Annotated in this window: 16 protein-coding genes, 1 pseudogene and 1 riboswitch; of the genes and pseudogenes, 14 read left to right on the forward strand and 3 right to left on the reverse strand. The window is 34.0% G+C overall.

All coding sequences use genetic code 11. The features are described 5' to 3' along the window. Positions 1-90: 90 nt before the first annotated feature. Positions 91-639 carry a DUF7010 family protein gene (locus ACJDUH_RS05340; protein ID WP_406764122.1) on the forward strand — a complete coding sequence of 183 codons (549 nt, stop codon included), beginning with the start codon at positions 91-93 and terminating at the stop codon, positions 637-639. A gap of 58 nt (positions 640-697) precedes the next feature. Beyond that, positions 698-1099, forward strand: coding sequence for a GNAT family N-acetyltransferase (locus tag ACJDUH_RS05345; RefSeq protein ID WP_406764123.1), 402 nt, complete (start codon positions 698-700; stop codon positions 1097-1099). A gap of 168 nt (positions 1100-1267) precedes the next feature. On the opposite strand, the pseudogene ACJDUH_RS05350 reads toward ACJDUH_RS05345, so the two are convergent. Beyond that, positions 1268-1558: pseudogene (locus tag ACJDUH_RS05350) on the reverse strand (glutaredoxin family protein); the annotation flags it as partial. A gap of 244 nt (positions 1559-1802) precedes the next feature. Between ACJDUH_RS05350 and ACJDUH_RS05355 the strand changes: the two are divergent. After that, positions 1803-2564, forward strand: a complete 762-nt coding sequence (locus tag ACJDUH_RS05355; RefSeq protein WP_406764124.1) for a MerR family transcriptional regulator — start codon at positions 1803-1805, stop codon at positions 2562-2564. 53 nt (positions 2565-2617) lie between these two features. Here ACJDUH_RS05355 and ACJDUH_RS05360 read toward each other — a convergent pair whose 3' ends face one another. Beyond that, positions 2618-3208, reverse strand: a complete 591-nt coding sequence (locus tag ACJDUH_RS05360; protein ID WP_406764125.1) for an ECF transporter S component — start codon at positions 3206-3208, stop codon at positions 2618-2620. A gap of 99 nt (positions 3209-3307) precedes the next feature. Further along, a riboswitch (FMN riboswitch) is annotated at positions 3308-3432 on the reverse strand. Between the two features lie 93 nt (positions 3433-3525). Then, positions 3526-5211, reverse strand: coding sequence for a PucR family transcriptional regulator (locus ACJDUH_RS05365; protein ID WP_406764126.1), 1686 nt, complete (start codon positions 5209-5211; stop codon positions 3526-3528). A gap of 214 nt (positions 5212-5425) precedes the next feature. Here ACJDUH_RS05365 and ACJDUH_RS05370 point away from each other — a divergent pair, with 214 nt between their 5' ends. The 11 genes from ACJDUH_RS05370 (at position 5426) to uraA (ending at position 17710) form a co-directional block, all read left to right on the forward strand. Beyond that, positions 5426-6370, forward strand: coding sequence for an oxamate carbamoyltransferase subunit AllH family protein (locus ACJDUH_RS05370; protein WP_406764127.1), 945 nt, complete (start codon positions 5426-5428; stop codon positions 6368-6370). Continuing rightward, positions 6354-7910 (forward strand): acyl-CoA synthetase FdrA, encoded by a 1557-nt coding sequence (gene fdrA / locus ACJDUH_RS05375; RefSeq protein ID WP_406764128.1) that lies wholly within the window; start codon positions 6354-6356, stop codon positions 7908-7910. The genes ACJDUH_RS05370 and fdrA overlap by 17 nt, the downstream gene beginning before the upstream one ends. Before the next feature lie 22 nt (positions 7911-7932). Then, positions 7933-9339, forward strand: coding sequence for a YlbE family protein (locus tag ACJDUH_RS05380; RefSeq protein WP_406764129.1), 1407 nt, complete (start codon positions 7933-7935; stop codon positions 9337-9339). 63 nt (positions 9340-9402) lie between these two features. Beyond that, the gene (locus tag ACJDUH_RS05385; RefSeq protein ID WP_406764130.1) at positions 9403-10197 is read left to right on the forward strand and encodes a cyclase family protein; all 795 of its coding nucleotides are present in this window, start codon (positions 9403-9405) and stop codon (positions 10195-10197) included. 29 nt (positions 10198-10226) lie between these two features. Further along, positions 10227-10910, forward strand: coding sequence for a hypothetical protein (locus ACJDUH_RS05390; RefSeq protein ID WP_406764131.1), 684 nt, complete (start codon positions 10227-10229; stop codon positions 10908-10910). After that, entirely contained in the window at positions 10898-12094 is a 1197-nt protein-coding gene (locus ACJDUH_RS05395) for a thiolase C-terminal domain-containing protein (RefSeq protein ID WP_406764132.1), read from the forward strand. The genes ACJDUH_RS05390 and ACJDUH_RS05395 overlap by 13 nt, the downstream gene beginning before the upstream one ends. 1 nt (position 12095) lies before the next feature. Then, positions 12096-12434: a Zn-ribbon domain-containing OB-fold protein gene (locus ACJDUH_RS05400; protein WP_406764133.1), complete on the forward strand. Its 339-nt coding sequence runs from the start codon at positions 12096-12098 to the stop codon at positions 12432-12434. Between the two features lie 213 nt (positions 12435-12647). Beyond that, positions 12648-13475 carry an FAD binding domain-containing protein gene (locus tag ACJDUH_RS05405; RefSeq protein ID WP_406764134.1) on the forward strand — a complete coding sequence of 276 codons (828 nt, stop codon included), beginning with the start codon at positions 12648-12650 and terminating at the stop codon, positions 13473-13475. Between the two features lie 2 nt (positions 13476-13477). After that, positions 13478-13990 (forward strand): (2Fe-2S)-binding protein, encoded by a 513-nt coding sequence (locus ACJDUH_RS05410; RefSeq protein ID WP_406764135.1) that lies wholly within the window; start codon positions 13478-13480, stop codon positions 13988-13990. A gap of 2 nt (positions 13991-13992) precedes the next feature. Continuing rightward, positions 13993-16335, forward strand: a complete 2343-nt coding sequence (locus tag ACJDUH_RS05415) for a xanthine dehydrogenase family protein molybdopterin-binding subunit (protein ID WP_406764136.1) — start codon at positions 13993-13995, stop codon at positions 16333-16335. Positions 16336-16429: 94 nt separating this feature from the next. Continuing rightward, positions 16430-17710 carry a uracil permease gene (gene uraA / locus ACJDUH_RS05420; protein ID WP_406764137.1) on the forward strand — a complete coding sequence of 427 codons (1281 nt, stop codon included), beginning with the start codon at positions 16430-16432 and terminating at the stop codon, positions 17708-17710. Positions 17711-17747: the final 37 nt, after the last annotated feature.

A 17747-nucleotide genomic window follows, 5' to 3' on the forward strand; every position in this document is an offset into this window, starting at 1 on the left:
GTATGATTAATTCAATTTTATTAATCAATTATTTTGTGATTATTTGATTTTCTATAATTTTTTTGATGAGGTATTACAGGGGGGGAATATATGAGTTTAGATGAATTAAGAACTGATATTGCAAAAAGAGGAAAAAAAGGACTTTCATTTATTATTGCCTCCGTATTTATATGGTGTGCTGTTCTGGTTGTGTGGTTGCTACCTCAAGAAAATACTATAACGAAAAATTTATTAACATTCTGTTTTACTACACCACTTGTACCATTTGCATATATGATTTCAAAGATAATAAAAGCAGAATTTTCAACGAAAGATAATCCTTTAAGTAAATTAGGACTTTTATTTTCTTATAATCAACTCCTATATATACTAATTGCCATGTGGGTATATCCAACGGTGCCAGATAAAATGGTAATGGTTTTAGCAATTATTTTCGGAGCACATTTAATGCCCTTTGGATGGTTATATAAATCAAAAGCATATACAGTAATGTCTATACTAATATCTTTTACAATTTTTATTATTGGAATTGTGTTCAATGCTGTTATAGTTTCAATAGTTATGATAATATATGAAATTATATTCTGTATATGGTTAATGTTTGAAAATAAATCTTTAAACAAAGAGGCATTAGGATAATCTATAATTAATAAATGAACTATTTACATATGATTTACGTACTAGGAGGTCAGAAGATATGGAAGTAAGATATAATGCTCCTTCGGCAAAGGAATATATTTCTTTAAGGCTTAAAACAGGAATGGGAACTAAAGATTTATCAAAAACTGAAATAGCATTGAAGAATTCCTTGTTTATAGTTTCTTTGTGGGACAAGGATAAACTCATAGCCTTTGGAAGGATTGTAGGGGATTATGGAATAACTTATGTTGTTTCTGATATTATGGTGGATCCAGAGTATCAGCGTAAAGGCCTTGGCAAAAAAATTATGAAAGAAATCGATTCATATTTAAATCAAAATACTGATGAATATGCCTATGTATGCTTAATTGCAAATAAACCTGCAGATAAGCTATATTCTCAATTTGGATTTGATTATACTGAGCCAAAATCTTGTGGCATGAGAAGAAGACAAAAATAAATTGAGGTAATTTTTAGACGCTGATTAAACAGAAGTAGCAGAAATCGTTAAGGAAAATAATTTTAAAATACTTATCCTCAATTTCAGTATACTTAGTGCATTCAGCGTCATCATGTTTTTAAGATTCCTTATTTCATCAAATAAAATATTACATAACTGATTTATATTTTAGGTCGCAGTTTTTAATTCATTTTTACAATTAGGACATGTAACAGATATATTTCCCTTACCTTTAGGGATTCGAAGCCTCGTAGGACATTTTGGACAGTTGATTACTACGTAATCTATTAAATTCTCTATTTTATCAGTATCCAAACCAACAACTACTTCATCTCCAATAATAAAAGCAGGGACTCCTCTAATTCCTCTTTTCATAAGCTCGGTTCTAGCAGCTTTATCTGTACTTATATTCTTTTCCTCATAATTTATTCCTTTTTCTCGAAGATACATCTTCGCAGTAGAGCAATGGGGTCAGGTACTTGATGTAAACATAGTCACATTTTTCATTTATTATCCTCCTTGATACATCATTATATTTACATATTACGATTTAATGATATATTTTGCTATAGATTTTAGAAAAAATTTTAAAATATTTATTGACTTTAACGTTACGTAAAGGTGTATATTAAGCTTGTAAGGAAATTAAGTGCAAAAATACTAAAATAATTTAGGGTAGTACAAAGTACAGGAGAGGATGTTAATGGAATATACAGTGCAAAAACTAGGAAAAATGGCGGGAGTAAGTACACGGACCTTAAGATACTATGATGAAATTGGAATTCTTAAGCCGGCAAGAATCAATTCATCAGGTTACCGTATTTATGGACAGGAAGAAGTTGACAGACTTCAGCAAATTCTTTTTTATAGAGAACTTGGTGTTGGCTTAGAGAGCATTAAAGACATTATTACCTCACCTGATTTCGATGGCGTAAAAGCACTTAAAGAACATAAGGCTAAACTCCTGGAAAAAAGACTTCAGCTAGATATATTAATTTCCAATGTTGATAAAACTATTGAATTAAAAAAGGGGAGAATTGAAATGGCAGATAAAGAAAAATTTGAGGGCTTTAAGAAGAATATGCTAGATGAAAATGAAAAAAAATATGGTAAGGAAATTCGTGAAAAATATGGTGATGAAGCTGTAAACAGGTCAAATAAAAAAATTAAGGGTATGACAGAGGAAGAATATAATGAAATCACTAATTTAGGGAACAATGTGCTTGAAACTTTAAATGAAGCCTTTAAAACAGGCGATCCAGCTTCAGAACTTGCACAAAAGGCAGCAGACTTACATCGCCAGTGGCTTAGCTTTTATTGGGACAATTATAGTAAGGAAGCACATGCAGGCCTTGCACAAATGTATGTAGAGGATGAAAGATTTACTGCTTATTATGATAAAGAGCAGCCAGGAACAGCTGTATTTCTAAGGGATGCAATACGGATTTATACTGGAATTAAATAAGAAAAGTGCCGCCATGATAATGACTAAGTATTTTATCATGGCGACACTTATTTTTATTTTTGATGCAAAATAGGAGATACGCTCTTGTATACAGCTAAGGTTACTACTGAAACTACAAATACTTTTAGAATATTATAAGGAACAATAATCCAAATAATAAAGGAGTTTAAGTCTTTTACATTATGGTTTATTGCAGCTCCCATACCAACAACAGCAGATATCTTAAAGCCTAAAACTGTTTCATATAATGGCAATAGAACAAAATAATTTAGAATAGAAGCAGCAATAGTCATTATAACTCCACCTGCAAGTAAACCTAAAAGTGCTCCATTTTTAGTCTTTTTCTTTTTATAAATTATTCCTGCTACAAAAACGAGTACAGATCCAATTAGAAAGTTTGCTGATTCGCCTATTAGTGCAGTATTTCCTTTAAAAATAGCGTAAAGTATATTTTTTACTAATTCTACTAATACTCCGGCCATTGGTCCGAAGGCGAAAGCCCCTAGCAAAGCTGGTAGATCTCCAATATCAATTCTTAAGAAGCTTGGGAATATTGGTAATGGGATTTCAATATACATAAGAATAAATGCGATACACCCTAGTAATGAAATTTTAATAAGCTTGTTTAATTTGTTATTTTTCATAAATATCCTCCTTTAGAAGATCTTCAAGGGAGTTTGTACAAATGTTATAGAAAATTAAAAGCCCTGACAAAAAGTCAGGGCGAACTAATCGAATCTAATACACATCTTCTTTCATCCAGACTTTACTGTCGGCTTCGGAGTTACACCGAATCTGCCATAAGGCTCGCGGGCTATACCGCCGGTAGGGAATCCCATTATATGGTCACCCTGCCCTGAAGATAATCATATTAATTTTTATAATTAAATTATACAACATAAATAATAATTTAACAAGGTAGCATTAAAAAAAATTTATAAATAAGTGCTAATAAAATTTATTAATTCATTTTCAGCACTTCCATTGCTTTTAAGGCAATTTCAAGATTAAGTCTGCTATCAGAATCATCAATGTTAACACCTGTTATTTCTCTAATCTTCTGCAATCGATATATAATAGTGTTATAGTGCATGTACATCTTTTCAGAGATTTTTTTCATATTTCCATTACATTCAAAATAAATTCTTAAGGTTTTTATAAATTCTGTTTTATTATCCTTGTCATAATCAATAAGAGGTTTTATATTATCTATGCAAAATTCCATAAGTTCATTTTGAAGACCATCATAAGAAAGTATTCGATAGATGCCTAAATCATCATAATGTATGATATTGCCAATTTTGGTTTTGCTTAAGTTTTCTACGATTAATTTAGCCTGCTCATGACTTTTATAAAGTTCTGAAACGCCTTTATAAGCACGGCCTATACCCATAATAAGTTGATTTTTATTAAATCTTTTCTGAGCTTCTTTTAGAATATCCGAACAAAAACACATAACTTCATTTTTTATTATTGTATCACTTTTTGAATTTTCACAGCCAAATAATATTATAATTCTATCGCTTTTATCTACATAAATTATATTTGCATTTTGATGTTTTATTTTTCGGTTAATAATAAATATCAAGCTGTTAATACTATCTTGTATTATATTCATATTATTTTCAACTTGGTTTGTTTGTTTATACATATCTTTTAGTGAAATTATAATCAAAGCATATTTAAGTTCTTTATTGAAATTAAAGTTTTTTGCCTTTTCCAAGGCAATTGCTTGATTACTTTTATTACTACTTAAAAGGTTATCAAAGAATTCAAGCTTATAATTACTTTCCATGTTATACAAAGATAATCTTTTGACAAATTCTAAGGCTATAATATGGACATAGGATTCAATAAGCATGTTATCAATTGGTGACAAAACTCTATTATCAAGCCATATAAAAATGAAGCCGTAGTCAACATTATCTATAACTATAGGTATAGTTCTGCGTTCTATATATTTACCATTAAAATTATCTCGGCTTAGGTCATACTTCTTGCCGCCTTCCTCATGGAAAGTTGAATTTTTTGAGCTTATATAATTATAAATTATCTTTTCTATAATACATATATGAGTTCCATCTTCACAGAAAATTTCTGAACTGTCCTGCATACTTTCATAGATAGCTAGCGAATTGCCGATGTTCTCATAAAGCTTTTTACCTATTTCCTTAAGCCCTCCCCCCTTCGTCATAATGTCCATTATTTCTCTGTTGAATTCTTCTATATTAATTAACATATTCATTTGATTATTTATAACTTCAGTGAGGATTACAGAGATTAAATCAGTATGAGAAACACAAAAAGGAAGTTCAATTATAGGAAATTCTAACTTATCAGCTAATTCTATTATATTTAAGGGCAGCTCACTAACATATCTTCCTACCTTAATACCAAGGCCTACTACGCCTTTTTCTTTTAATTTTGGTATTATATCAAGCAGCGCACTTATATTGTCCTTTATTGAATAAGCAGTAGTAATAAGGAATTCGCCATCACTTACCCATTCAATTATATCAGGAACTTCCATGACATTTACCTTTGTTATTCTCTTTGAAGTACCTGACCTACCTGCCAAAATCTTCGAACCTTTAAGAATGTCTAAATTTAAAAGATTTTCAACAGAAATTCCTAAATAGCTGAACATGATATACCCCCTGTAAAATTAACAATTAAATAGTGCCCTTAAAAAGGTTTCTATACCACATTTTACCTTGATTCTTGTAAACAATCAACAATTAATTTATTAAATATTTAGAATATTGCAACAAAGGTAAAGAAAAATAAACATAGAATTTAAGTAATAGAATCTTAATAAAGGAATGGTTTGCTTGAGGACTATTTATATATGTAAAGATTTAATGAATTATATTACAGAGCAAAAGAACTTAGAAGGACATATCCATTCCGTATTTAAAAATGCCTGTAATATAGTAATAAATGATAAATTTATCACAATATTAAGCAAATATAAATATATGGGTCCAATGAGCTTAACTGTGGATAATGAAGTTGAAACAAACTTTATTAGCATAGGGCTTAAGCAAGGGTTAAAGGTGGAGATAAATGTAAACGGTATCATCTATCCTAAGGAAAATATTTATATAGATATGCAAAATGCAAAATTATGGGGTTCAGAAGCAGAACTAAAACCTTCTGCTGTAGCAGAGAAAAATATATTAGATAATTTAATACTTATAGAAAACACAATAAAAACAAAAGGTAAGCTTTATGGCATTGGGCCACTAATAAATATTTTAGCGGGTGAAATGCCAGAACTAAATTTAATGAAATTTCCTATTGAATATTTTGATAATAATTTTAACTTTATAAGAAATAGATTTATTAATTTCATGAATATTGCAGCAGCATTTGATATAGAAAATATATCTTATTCAGCGGAAAAAGTTATAGGCTTTGGTACAGGCCTTACACCATCAATGGATGATTTTATATGTGGTATGATGATTTCATTTACATATCTAGGTGATTATTACAAATTAAATTTGGAACCTATATATGAATTTAATAAGGAATTAATAAAAAGAGGACTTAACAAAACAACAAAGGTAAGCTCAGAATTACTGAAACATTCAAGTCTTGGGAGGACTAATGAAGCTGTAAGACAATTAATGCATTCAATATTACATGATCTAGAAGAAGAAAAAATAATTAAAGCTTTAATTAATACCATTGGTTTTGGAGAAACATCTGGAACTGATACAGCACTTGGTGTATACACTGGTTGCAGAATAATGACCAATTTAAGATATAGGAGGGTTTGGTTAAATGAAGCTATGCATTGAGATTCGAAAAAATACTTACTATGATTCCGTTGCTCTAATGCTAATAACTAAAGAAATTAAGAAGATGCATGGAGTAAAAGAAGTTATAGTTGGTATGGCTACAGATTTAAATAAGGAGTTATGTGCTAATTTAAAATTATCAAATGAAGAAATTAAGATGCTTACACCTAATGACTTTTTTATAGCTGCTGCTTCAGAAGAAGAAAATGCTTTAGAAAAAATAGTAAAAAAGGTAGATGAGCTTTTAAACTCTAAAAAAGATGAAGGAGAAGCTGAAATAAAGGCTCGAACCTTGCAGGGAGCTGTAAAGCAGCTTAAGGGTGCTAATATGGCAGTTATTTCTCTTCCAGGAAAGTATGCAGCTGAGGAAGCAAGAAAAGCTTTGCAGAACAACCTTCATGTAATGCTTTTTAGCGATAACGTAACAGTTGAAGAGGAAATTGAACTTAAAAGACTTGGAAGTGATAAAGGTCTTTTAGTAATGGGACCTGACTGCGGCACAGCAATTATAAATGGAATTCCTCTCTGCTTTGCTAATGTAGTTAATAGGGGAGATATTGGAATAGTTGGTGCTTCTGGTACAGGTACCCAGGAAGTTACAGTAATAATTGATAAATTAGGTGGAGGTGTTTCTCAGGTTATTGGAACAGGTGGAAGGGACCTTAAAAGCGAAGTTGGAGGAATAATGATGCTTGAAGGCTTTAAAGCCCTAATAGATGATTCTTCAACTAAAGTTATAGTTTTAATATCAAAACCACCAGCTAAGGAAGTAGCAGAGAAAATATTAGAAATGGTAAAAGCAACTGATAAGCCTGTAGTAGTTAATTTTATTGGAGGAGATAGAAATCAAATAGAAAAAAGTGGTGCATATGCATGTATAAGTTTAGAAGACGCTGCACATAAGGCGGTTAGTTTATCTAAAGGTAAGGCGCCTCAAGATTTTGATGGATTTTCTATTGAGGAAGCTTTAATTAATGAAATAGTTAATAAAGAAGCAGCTAAGCTTCAAAGCTCTCAAAAATACCTTAGAGCACTATATACTGGCGGTACTTTGGCTGATGAAGCTATGAAGCTTCTAGGTAAGGAAGGCTATAATATTTATTCAAATATACCACTTAGTCCTGAATTCAAATTAAAAAATATTCATAAAAGCGTAGAACATACTTGTATTGACTTAGGTGATGATGATTTTACACTAGGTAAACCTCATCCAATGATAGACCCTATTGGAAGAGTCGAAAGGCTTCCAATGGAAACTGAGGATGGAGAAGTTGCTGTAATCCTAATGGACTTTGTTATTGGCTATGGTTCTAATATGGACCCGGCTGGAGAAATGCTGCCACAGATTATAGAAGCTAAGAAAAGCATGGAAGAGAAGGGAAAATATTTATCTGTTATTGGTTATATATGCGGAACAGAAAAGGACCCTCAAAGCTATAATGAGCAGGCACAAAAACTTAAGGAAGCTGGTGTTATATTAATGCCATCAAATGCTCAGGCAGTAAGGCTTACTGCAAAGCTTTTAAATAAGATTAAATAAAAAGGCAAAGGAGGTGTAAATCATGTCTCTTGTTAACAAGCTATTTAACAGTGACTTAAAAGTTGTAAATTTAGGACTTGAGTCCTTTTGCAAGGATTTAAAGGAGCAGCATGTAGATTGTGTTCATGTAAATTGGAGACCGCCAAGTGCAGCAAGTAAATTACTAGGAAAGCTTGAAGAGGAAAACTTAAAAGAGAAAATAGAAAATGCAAATAGAGAAGCAGTAAACAGATTACTAGAGGCTCAGCCGGTTATTTTAGGTGTAGGCACAGCAGGTACTGATATACCAGGCATGACAAAGAAAACAATCCTTCATGCAGGACCTCCAATAACTTGGGATAGAATGAGCGAGCCGCTAAAAGGGGCAATTGTAGGCGGCCTTATTTACGAGGGGTTAGCCTCTAATGAAGAAGAGGCAAGAGTCTTAGCTGCTTCAGGAGAAATAATTTTTGACCCCTGCCATCATCACAGCACTGTAGGACCTATGGCTGGAGTAGTTACCTATTCTATGCCTGTTTGGAAATTACAAAACAAAGCCTTTGAAAATTACGCATACTGCACTTTTAATGAAGGTTTGGGCAAGGTGCTTAGATTTGGTGCCTTCAGCAGCGAAGTTATAAATAGACTTAATTGGATGGAAAAAACTCTTGCACCTGTACTTAAAGAGGCTGTGGAACTAAGAGGAGAAATAGATTTAAAGTCAATAATTGCTCAAATTCTTCAAATGGGCGATGAAGGTCATAACAGAAATAAAGCAGGAACTTCACTTGTATTTAGAGAAATAGCACCTTTTATTGTAAGAACTAGTTTTTCAGATGATGTAAAGGCTGAGGTTCTGACCTTTATAGATAAAAATGATCACTTCTTCTTAAATATATCAATGCCAGCTTGTAAGTGCAGCTTAGATCCACTAATGGATATTAAATACAGCACACTAGTCTATACAATGTCCAGAAATGGTACTGATTTTGGTATAAGAGTAAGCGGAACCGGAAATGAGTGGTTTACTGCACCTTGTGAAATTGTTCAAGGCTTGTATTTCCCTGGCTTTGATGAAAAGGATGCAAATCCTGATATTGGAGACAGCTGTATTACAGAAACAGCAGGTATTGGCGGCTTTGCAATGGCAACAGCTCCAGCAATAGTACAGTTTGTTGGTGGAACACCTAAGGATGCTATAAATTATACTAACAGCATGTATGAAATAACCTGTGCTGAAAACAATGCTTATAAGCTTCCAAACTTAAACTTTAAAGGGACTCCTACAGGAATTGATGTACGAAAGGTTATAGAAACTTCAATACTTCCAGTAATAAATACAGGTATTGCCTGCAATAGGGCTGGAGTAGGTCAGGTAGGTGCAGGAATAGTTCATCCGCCTATGAAATGTTTCGAAGATGCCTTAAAGGCATTTATAAATAAAATATAAAAATAAGGAGGCGTAACTATTAATAATTGTTACGTACCCCAGATAAAAACAGGAGGGTTATAAATGAATATTATTGATACCTTTAAAAATGTAAAGATGTATGATTTAACTCAAAAAATCAGTCACTTAACACCACCTTGGCCAACCTATGAGCCTTTAGAAATTAAATTCTTTAAAAGATTATCTTCAAATGGTGCTAACGGTCAAGTGCTTACTCATTCAAATCATGTTGGAACTCATTTAGACGGATCACTTCATTTTTGTACACATGGAAGAGATATAGCTAGTATTCCACTAACAGATTTAATAGGACCAGGAGTGGTAGTTGATATTTCTGATATTGCTGAAGACTATGGCATTTATACTTCAAAGGACATAATGGATAGAGCAGATGTAAGAAAGGGAGATATTCTAATAATACACACTGGCTATCATAAATATGCTTGGGATGAGCCAGAAGCTGATGAAGAAAGAGTTATGTTAAGGCATCCTGGACCAACAAAGGAATTTGCTAATTGGTGCAAGGAAATGGAATTTAAGTGGATAGGTGTTGACTGCGGTTCTGCAGATCACCCAATGAATACAAAGATTCGTGAATGGTGCCCGAAAGAAGCTGTTAAAGCAGATAAATTCTTAAAAGCTAAATATGGCAAAGGCTTAGAAGATTTCTGGCCATCAGATGATTATCAATTAATGCACTATGATCTTTTCCCTCTTGATATTATTCATGCTGAAAATGTTGGCGGAGAAATAGACAAGGTGCTTGGAAAGAGACTAATAATAGGTATATATCCATGGAGATTTGAAGGAGGAGAATCCTGTATATCCCGTATTGTTGCTTATGATATGGAAGAATAAACAAATTTATTTTGAAAGGATGATTAAAAATGATAGTAGATAAAATGGAGCAAAGCTTAAGACCTGTAGAGTCACCATTACCAGAATATCCAGCAAAGTATATTACACTTGCAACTGGAGAAAAAATGGTTATTCGACAAATTACAAGAGATGAGGTTCCTCACATATTAGAAGCTGTTAAACCTCTTATGACTGTTGAAAAGGATTTTTATGATATAGTTGCATCCAGAATGTATTCTGAGCTCTTAGGTTACTACCGTTATAGAGTAAAGGATGAATACTGCTTAATAGGAACTATAGATGGTGTTATAGTTGGGATTGTTAATGGACGTACAGTTGATGATAAAGTAGGCATGTCCTACCACACTATGACTCTTAGACAAGGCTTAAGAATAGGTGCTCAATTATTTGCTGCAAAAATGGAATATCATCTTGATTATTTAAATCAAGAAGAGGTTTGGATAGTTGCTGAGAGTCCAAATGGCTTTAAGAGATGGATGATAGAATATGAATTAGAATCAAGACCAGAAATTTGGCATGAACTTGGTGGAGTTCCTACTTATGTTTTAACTAAGGCATTATGGGAAAAACATAAAGCTTCAAAATGCACTGGAAGAAGACCTGTTAAGGAAGAACTTCTTAAGACTTCTGAAACCCCAATCCTCCCAGAAACCTATGCACAAATTCCAGGATATAAAAGATGCGAGAAGTAGGAATTGTAGGGGTTGGTCATACTAAGTTTGGTAAATGGTCAGGAGGAACCTTTACTGATATGCTTAGCTTGGCAGCTGTAGAAGCTTTAGATGACGCTGGTGTTAAAACTGGTGAAGGGCATGGGATAGATCAAGTTTTCGTAGCTTCCATGGGCTCAGGTATAATAAACAGACAAAGTGGAATTGCTTCAGCTTTAGTTGATACATTAAATTTAAGACCTGCTATGGCTGAAACTATTGAAAATGGTCCAGCTTCAGGAGCTTCAGCTATAAAATTAGGTTATATGGCTATTGCAAGCGGTATGTGTGACGCTGTTCTAGTAGTTGGCGGAGAAATGATGAGAGTTGTAAGCGGCTGGGAAGGTACTGACTTTGTAGCTACCATGCTTCATCCTGAGGCAGAATACAACTATGGCTTAACACTTCCAGCCTTTGCTGGAATGTTTACAAAGCTTTGTATGGAGAAGTATGGAATCACTGAAAAAGACTTATCCATTGTTTCAGTTAAAAATCATGAACATGCAGTTAATAACCCAGTGGCTCACATTCATGTTGTACCTAATTTATATGCAATTACTGAGGATGAAGATGCACATGTTATTAATCCTTATGTAGCAGAACCCTTAAGAATGTATCATGTTTGTCCTGTATCTGATGGAGCAGCAGCTGTGCTTTTATGTGCTGTAGAAAAGGCAGATAGATTTAATAAGAAGCCAGTAAAGGTAGCTGGCATTGGTCAGGCAACAGATACCCATGCCGTGGCTGAAAGAGAAATACCAACTGATTTATTAGCTGTAAGACTTGCTGCAGAAAAGGCTTATAAAATGTCAGGTCTTACTCCAAAGGATATGGATGTGGCAGAACTTCATGATGCCTTCCAAATACTTGAGATAGTTGAATCTGAAGAGGTTGGTTTCTTTGAAAGGGGTCAAGGCCATATAGCTGCTAGAAATGGTGAAACAAAAGTTGGAGGCAAGATGCCAATTAATACTTCAGGAGGTCTTAAAGCTAAAGGACATCCACTAGGAGCAACAGGAGTCTCACAGGTTGTTGAAATAGTAAAGCAGTTAAGAGGAGAAGCTGATGGAAGACAAGTAGAAGGTGCAAAGGCAGGGCTTGCAGTCAATTTCGGCGGTTTTGGAAATAATGTAGTGGCAACTATACTTACAAAGGAGGCGGAGTAATATGAGTGAGAAAATGTATGCTTATAAATGTACAGCATGCGGAGAACTCCACCATCCGAAGCATTATGTATGTAGAAAATGCGGTGCTAGGGAATTTGAGGAAATAGACCTTGATGGAGAAGTTTCCCTTGTAACCTATACTAGAGTATATAATCTTCCAGAGGGCTATATGAAGCCATACATTGCCTTTGGAATTGTTAAGTTTGATAATGGATTAACAGTAAGTGGTCAAATTGAAGCTGAAAATATGGAAATAGGTATGAAGCTTAAGACTACTGTTGGAGTCATAAAAGAAGGTATAGGAAAAGATTACTTTGGGTTTATTTTTAAACCGATATAATCCTAAAACGCATAAAAAATTAGTAACAAAAATAAATATATATTAAATAGCTTTAGAATCTAAATTAAGTTACAAAAAACCCCTAATAATACTGCATGTTTTTTCATAAATGCTAAGTATACTAGGGGGTTTTTTGTATAAAAATTTAATTAGATTATTAAAGCCCTTATTAGGTAAAAGTTATCTTAGAAAATAGGGATTGGAGGGATTAAATTGCAAGAATTACAGTACTTTAAACCAAAGTGCCTAAATGATGCCATGGTATTACTAAATAAATATGGTAAGAATATTAGGATTTTAGCCGGCGGCACTGATTTAATTATTGCACTTAAAGATAAGATTATAGTTTGTCCTTATATATTAGATATTAAAGCAATAGATGAGCTTAAGAATATTAGTTATTCAAATGAAGATGGCCTAACTATAGGAGCAGCTGTAAGTTTAAATGACATTATTAATTCTAAGGAAGTAATAGAAAATTATCCAGTATTAATAGAAGGCGCTAAAAATTTAGCTAACAGTCTTCTCAGAAATAGGGCTACCCTTGTAGGAAACCTATGTAATGCATCTCCAGGTGGGGATATGCTTTCACCATCCATTGTGCTTGAAGGTATAGCAGAAATAGCTTCAATAGATGGTACTAGAAAAGTACCCCTTAAGGAATTTTTTATTGGAGTTAAGAGAACTGTTTTAAAGGAAAATGAAATTGTAACTAAAGTAATTTTCCCCTGCATAAAAGGAAAAGGAAAATACTTAAGAAAATCAAGAATAAAAGGTCATGATCTTGCACAAATAGCTGTGGCAGCATTTTTAAAATCTGATGGTGGACTTAATATAGTAATAGGTGCTGCAGGACCAACACCAGTTATTGTGGAAGGACTTAATAATATAGATGTTTTAAAGAGTGAAGAAGTAATAGTTGAAAAGGTTAAAAGTTCTATTAAGCCTATAAGCGATCAAAGAGCAAGTAAAGAATTTAGAATTGCAATGGCTGAGTATTTAACAAGGCAAATTTTAAAGGAACTAGGGGAGGCGAAATAACCATGAAGGAAAAGATACATTTATATGTTAATGGAGAGGAGGTTTTTGCTGAAGTAGCTCCAAATAAAACCTTGCTATATCTTATAAGAGAAGAACTAGGTCTTACAGGTACTAAGGAAGGCTGTGGTGCTGGTGAATGCGGTGCCTGCACAGTAATATTAAATGGAAAGGCAGTAAATTCTTGTTTAGTAATGGCTTTAGAAGCAGCAGAGGGAGAAGTATTTACCATTGAAGGAGAAGCAATGAATGGAGAATTATCCGTTTTACAAAAATCCTTTATAAAGCACAATGGACTTCAGTGCGGCTTTTGTACTCCTGGTATGGTTATGTCAGCAAGAGCCCTATTAAATAGAAACTCTAGCCCTAGTAGAGAGGAAATAATAGAGGCAATGCAAGGAAATTTATGCAGATGCACAGGCTATGAAAGCATTATCGAATCGGTGGAAGAAGCGATGCAAGGTGAAGCAGATATTGTTAATCTTTATGCTTTGGATATGAAAGCAAAGGGGGAATAACAATGGATTATAATTATGTAGGAAAAGGAATATCTAGATTAGATGGAATAGAAAAGGTTACAGGGGAAGCACAATATGTTCATGACATTAAGCTTCAAGGCATGCTTTATGCAAAGGTGAAAACGAGCCCCTATGCCCATGCAAGAATAATTAGTATTGATACCTCTAAGGCTAAAGAACTTCCTGGTGTTAAAGCAGTTTTAACTGGAGCAGAGGCTTCACAAAAGTTAGGTATATATATGGTTGACAGGCCAATACTTGCTGTAGGTAAGGTAAGGTATTTTGGTGAAGCGGTGGCTGCTGTTGCTGCTATTGATTTAGATACTGCTGAAAAAGCAGTTGAATTAATTGAGGTTACCTATGAAGAACTGCCTGTAATTCAAGAGGTGGAAGAGGCCTTAAAAAAAGACGCAGTTTTAGTTCATGAAGATATGGCAAATAACAAATATATTGAAAACGTATTCAATCCTGAAATTGGGACTAATGTTGCAAATCACTTTAAATTGAGAAAAGGCAATATAGAAAAAGGCTTCGAAGAAGCTGATTTGATAGTTGAAAATAAATTTGCTCAGCCTCAAGTACTCCATGTTCCTCTTGAAACACATAATGTTGTTGCTAAATGGGGAAGTGGAGATAAGATTAAGGTATGGAGTAGTGCCCAGGCGCCCTTTGCAATTCGAGACTTAATGAGTGTAGCCCTAAATATTCCAAAACAAAATATAGATGTAACTGTACCCTATGTAGGAGGTGGTTTTGGGGGAAAAGCAGGTATACATTTAGAAGCTTTAGTTGCTCTTTTATCAAAAGCTGCAAAGGGAAAACCAGTAAAATTAGCTCCAACGAGAGAAGAAGAGACTTCCACACTTCCCTGCAGGCAGGGCCTTGTTGCAAGAATAAAAACTGGGGTTAAAAAGGACGGAAAAATTATAGCTGAAGAAATTGAATATCTTTGGGATGCTGGAGCTTATGCTGATTATGGTGTTAATATCGGAAGAGCAGCAGGGTACTCGGCGGCTGGTCCTTATGAAGTAGATAATATTAAGGTGGATTCCTATACTATATACACAAATCATATTTTTGGAACTGCCTATAGAGGCTTTGGTCACGCTGAGTTCTTCTGGGCAGTGGAAAGGCAAAGAGAATTAATAGCAAAAGAGCTTGAAATGGATCCTTATGAATTTAGAATGAAAAATCTTCTAAAAGCTGGTTCTACAACAATAACTGGGGAAATTGTTACTGAAAATACTGGAAATGTGTGCAAATGTTTAAGCATAGTAGCTGAAAAAATTGGCTATAAAATACCAAAAACTAATGAAGAAAAAGCTCTTGAAGAGAGTACTGGAAAATATAGAGGAAAGGGTATAGCTGTACTTCATAAGGCACCTGCAATGCCTACCTTCTCAGCATCCTCTGCCTTAATATTGATGAATGAAGATGGTTCTATTCGATTTAATGTTGGAGGTATAGATTTCGGACAAGGAACTTATACTGCCCTTGCTCAAATAATAGGAGAAAGACTTCATATTCCAATTGAAAAGATTCATGTAGTAGCAGATACAAATACAGATACAGCCCCATATGACTGGCAGACTGTTGCAAGCAGAATGACAGTACTTGTTGGAAATGCAGTTATTGAGGCTTGTGATGATATGCTGGAGCAAATACTAGAAATAGGTGCAATTGCTCTTCATTCTGCAAAACATGAAATAGCAATTGGGGATGAGTGCGTCTATGTAAAGCAGCATCCAGAAAATAAGCTTTATTATAATCAAATGGCTGTAGGCTATACTTATGCAAATGGCAACTCAATTGGAGGACCAATAATAGGAAGAGGTAAGAGTATAGCTCAAGGGCTTTGCTTTTTAGACAAGGAAACTGGACAAGGAAGACCTGCTCTTGATTGGACCTTCGGGGCTCACGGCATTGAAATTGAGGTAAATAAGAATACCGGAGATATAGAAATATTAAAGATAGTTTCAGCATTTGATGTTGGTAAGGTTATGAACGAGAAGCTCTTAAAGGGTCAAGTAGTTGGTGGAATAATACAAGGAATTGGAACAGCTCTATGTGAAGGAATGATCTACAACGAGAAAGGAAGACTTTTAACTAGAAACTTTGTAGATTACAAAATTCCAACCATGAGAGACTTACCTAAGGAAATTGAGCTTCATTTTGTAGAAACTCCACAGCTTGATGGACCATATGGAGCTAGAGGCTGTGCTGAACATCCAATGATTTCTATAACAGCAGCTATTGGAAATGCAATTGCAGAGGCTACTGGAACAGAAATTTATGAACTCCCATTTTCACAAGATAAGGTCTATAGAGCATTAAATAAACAGTAATGTTACAAGAGTGATTTGCAGTGCAGTAAAATTTAGGAATTGTTTATTGCACTGCATTTTATAAAAAATTTAAATAATTTAAGGAGTGTGAAAAATGAGACGTGTAATCGGCATCCATGAAAGACTTCCTATTCTTGAAACCATACCACTAAGTCTACAGCATTTAACAGCTATGTTTGGTGCTACTATCCTTGTACCATTTTTACTTGGTGTTAATCCATCTATAGCACTATTTATGAATGGTATTGGAACAATAGTTTATACTCTTGTTACTAAGGGTGGAATTCCTGCATATCTAGGTTCCAGTTTTGCTTTTATAGCACCAACTGCTCTTATAATTTCTAAGTATGGTGGCTTTAATCATGCACAAGTAGGCTTTATCTTTTTCGGATTATTCTTCGTTATAATGTCATTCGTAATTAAATATGCAGGCACGAAATGGATAGATGTAGTAATGCCTCCAGCGGTTATGGGAGCAGTTGTTGCAGTTATAGGACTTGAACTTGCACCAGTTGCAGCAGGTCAGGCAGGCTTAACTGGAGATCCTAATTGGAATGTTATAGCTGTTTCAATGTTTACTTTAGCAGTAGGAGTATTTGGTTCTGTAATGTTTAGAAAATTCCTTCAAATAATTCCTATTTTAATAGCTGTTATAGCAGGGTGTATATTTGCTGCACTAATGGGTCAATTTGATGTTAAACCCATAATAGAAGCTCCATGGTTCCAGCTTCCTCAGTTCTCGGCACCAGTAATGGATTGGAATGCTGTAGCAATAATTGCTCCTGCTTGTCTAGTTGTACTTGCAGAGCATATTGGTCACTTAATTGTAACTGGTAACATAACTGAAACGGATTTAATAAAGGATCCAGGATTACATCGTTCCTTATTAGGAGATGGTATTAGTAATATTCTTTCCGGGTTTGCAGGCTCACCTCCAAACACTACTTATGGTGAAAATATTGGAGTTATGGCTATAACCAGAGTTTATTCCGTATGGGTAATTCGCGGAGCAGCTATATTTGCTATTATATTCTCATGTATCGGCAAGGTATCTGCGGCTATTAAATGTATACCAACTCCTGTAATGGGCGGAATAACTGTTCTTTTATACGGCGTTATTGCTGTATCAGGTATTAGAATGCTTGTAGAGCAAAAGGTTGACTTTAGCAAAAACTACAATATGGTTCTAGCTGCAGTTACATTTGTAGTAGGCGTAAGCGGTGCTAAAATAACTATAGGAACAGTTGAATTAAAAGGAATGGCATTTGCAGCAGTTGTAGGTATTATATTATCTATTATCTTCTTTGTATTAAGCAAATTAGGGGTAATGAATGAGCAGTATGTGATTAAATCAGATGAAAGCATGCAGGCTTAATTACAATAAAAATTAATAATTAATATTTTTTAAAAAA

The organism is Candidatus Clostridium radicumherbarum (genome assembly GCF_045310525.1).
GTDB classification, from domain to species: domain Bacteria; phylum Bacillota; class Clostridia; order Clostridiales; family Clostridiaceae; genus Clostridium_AT; species Clostridium_AT radicumherbarum.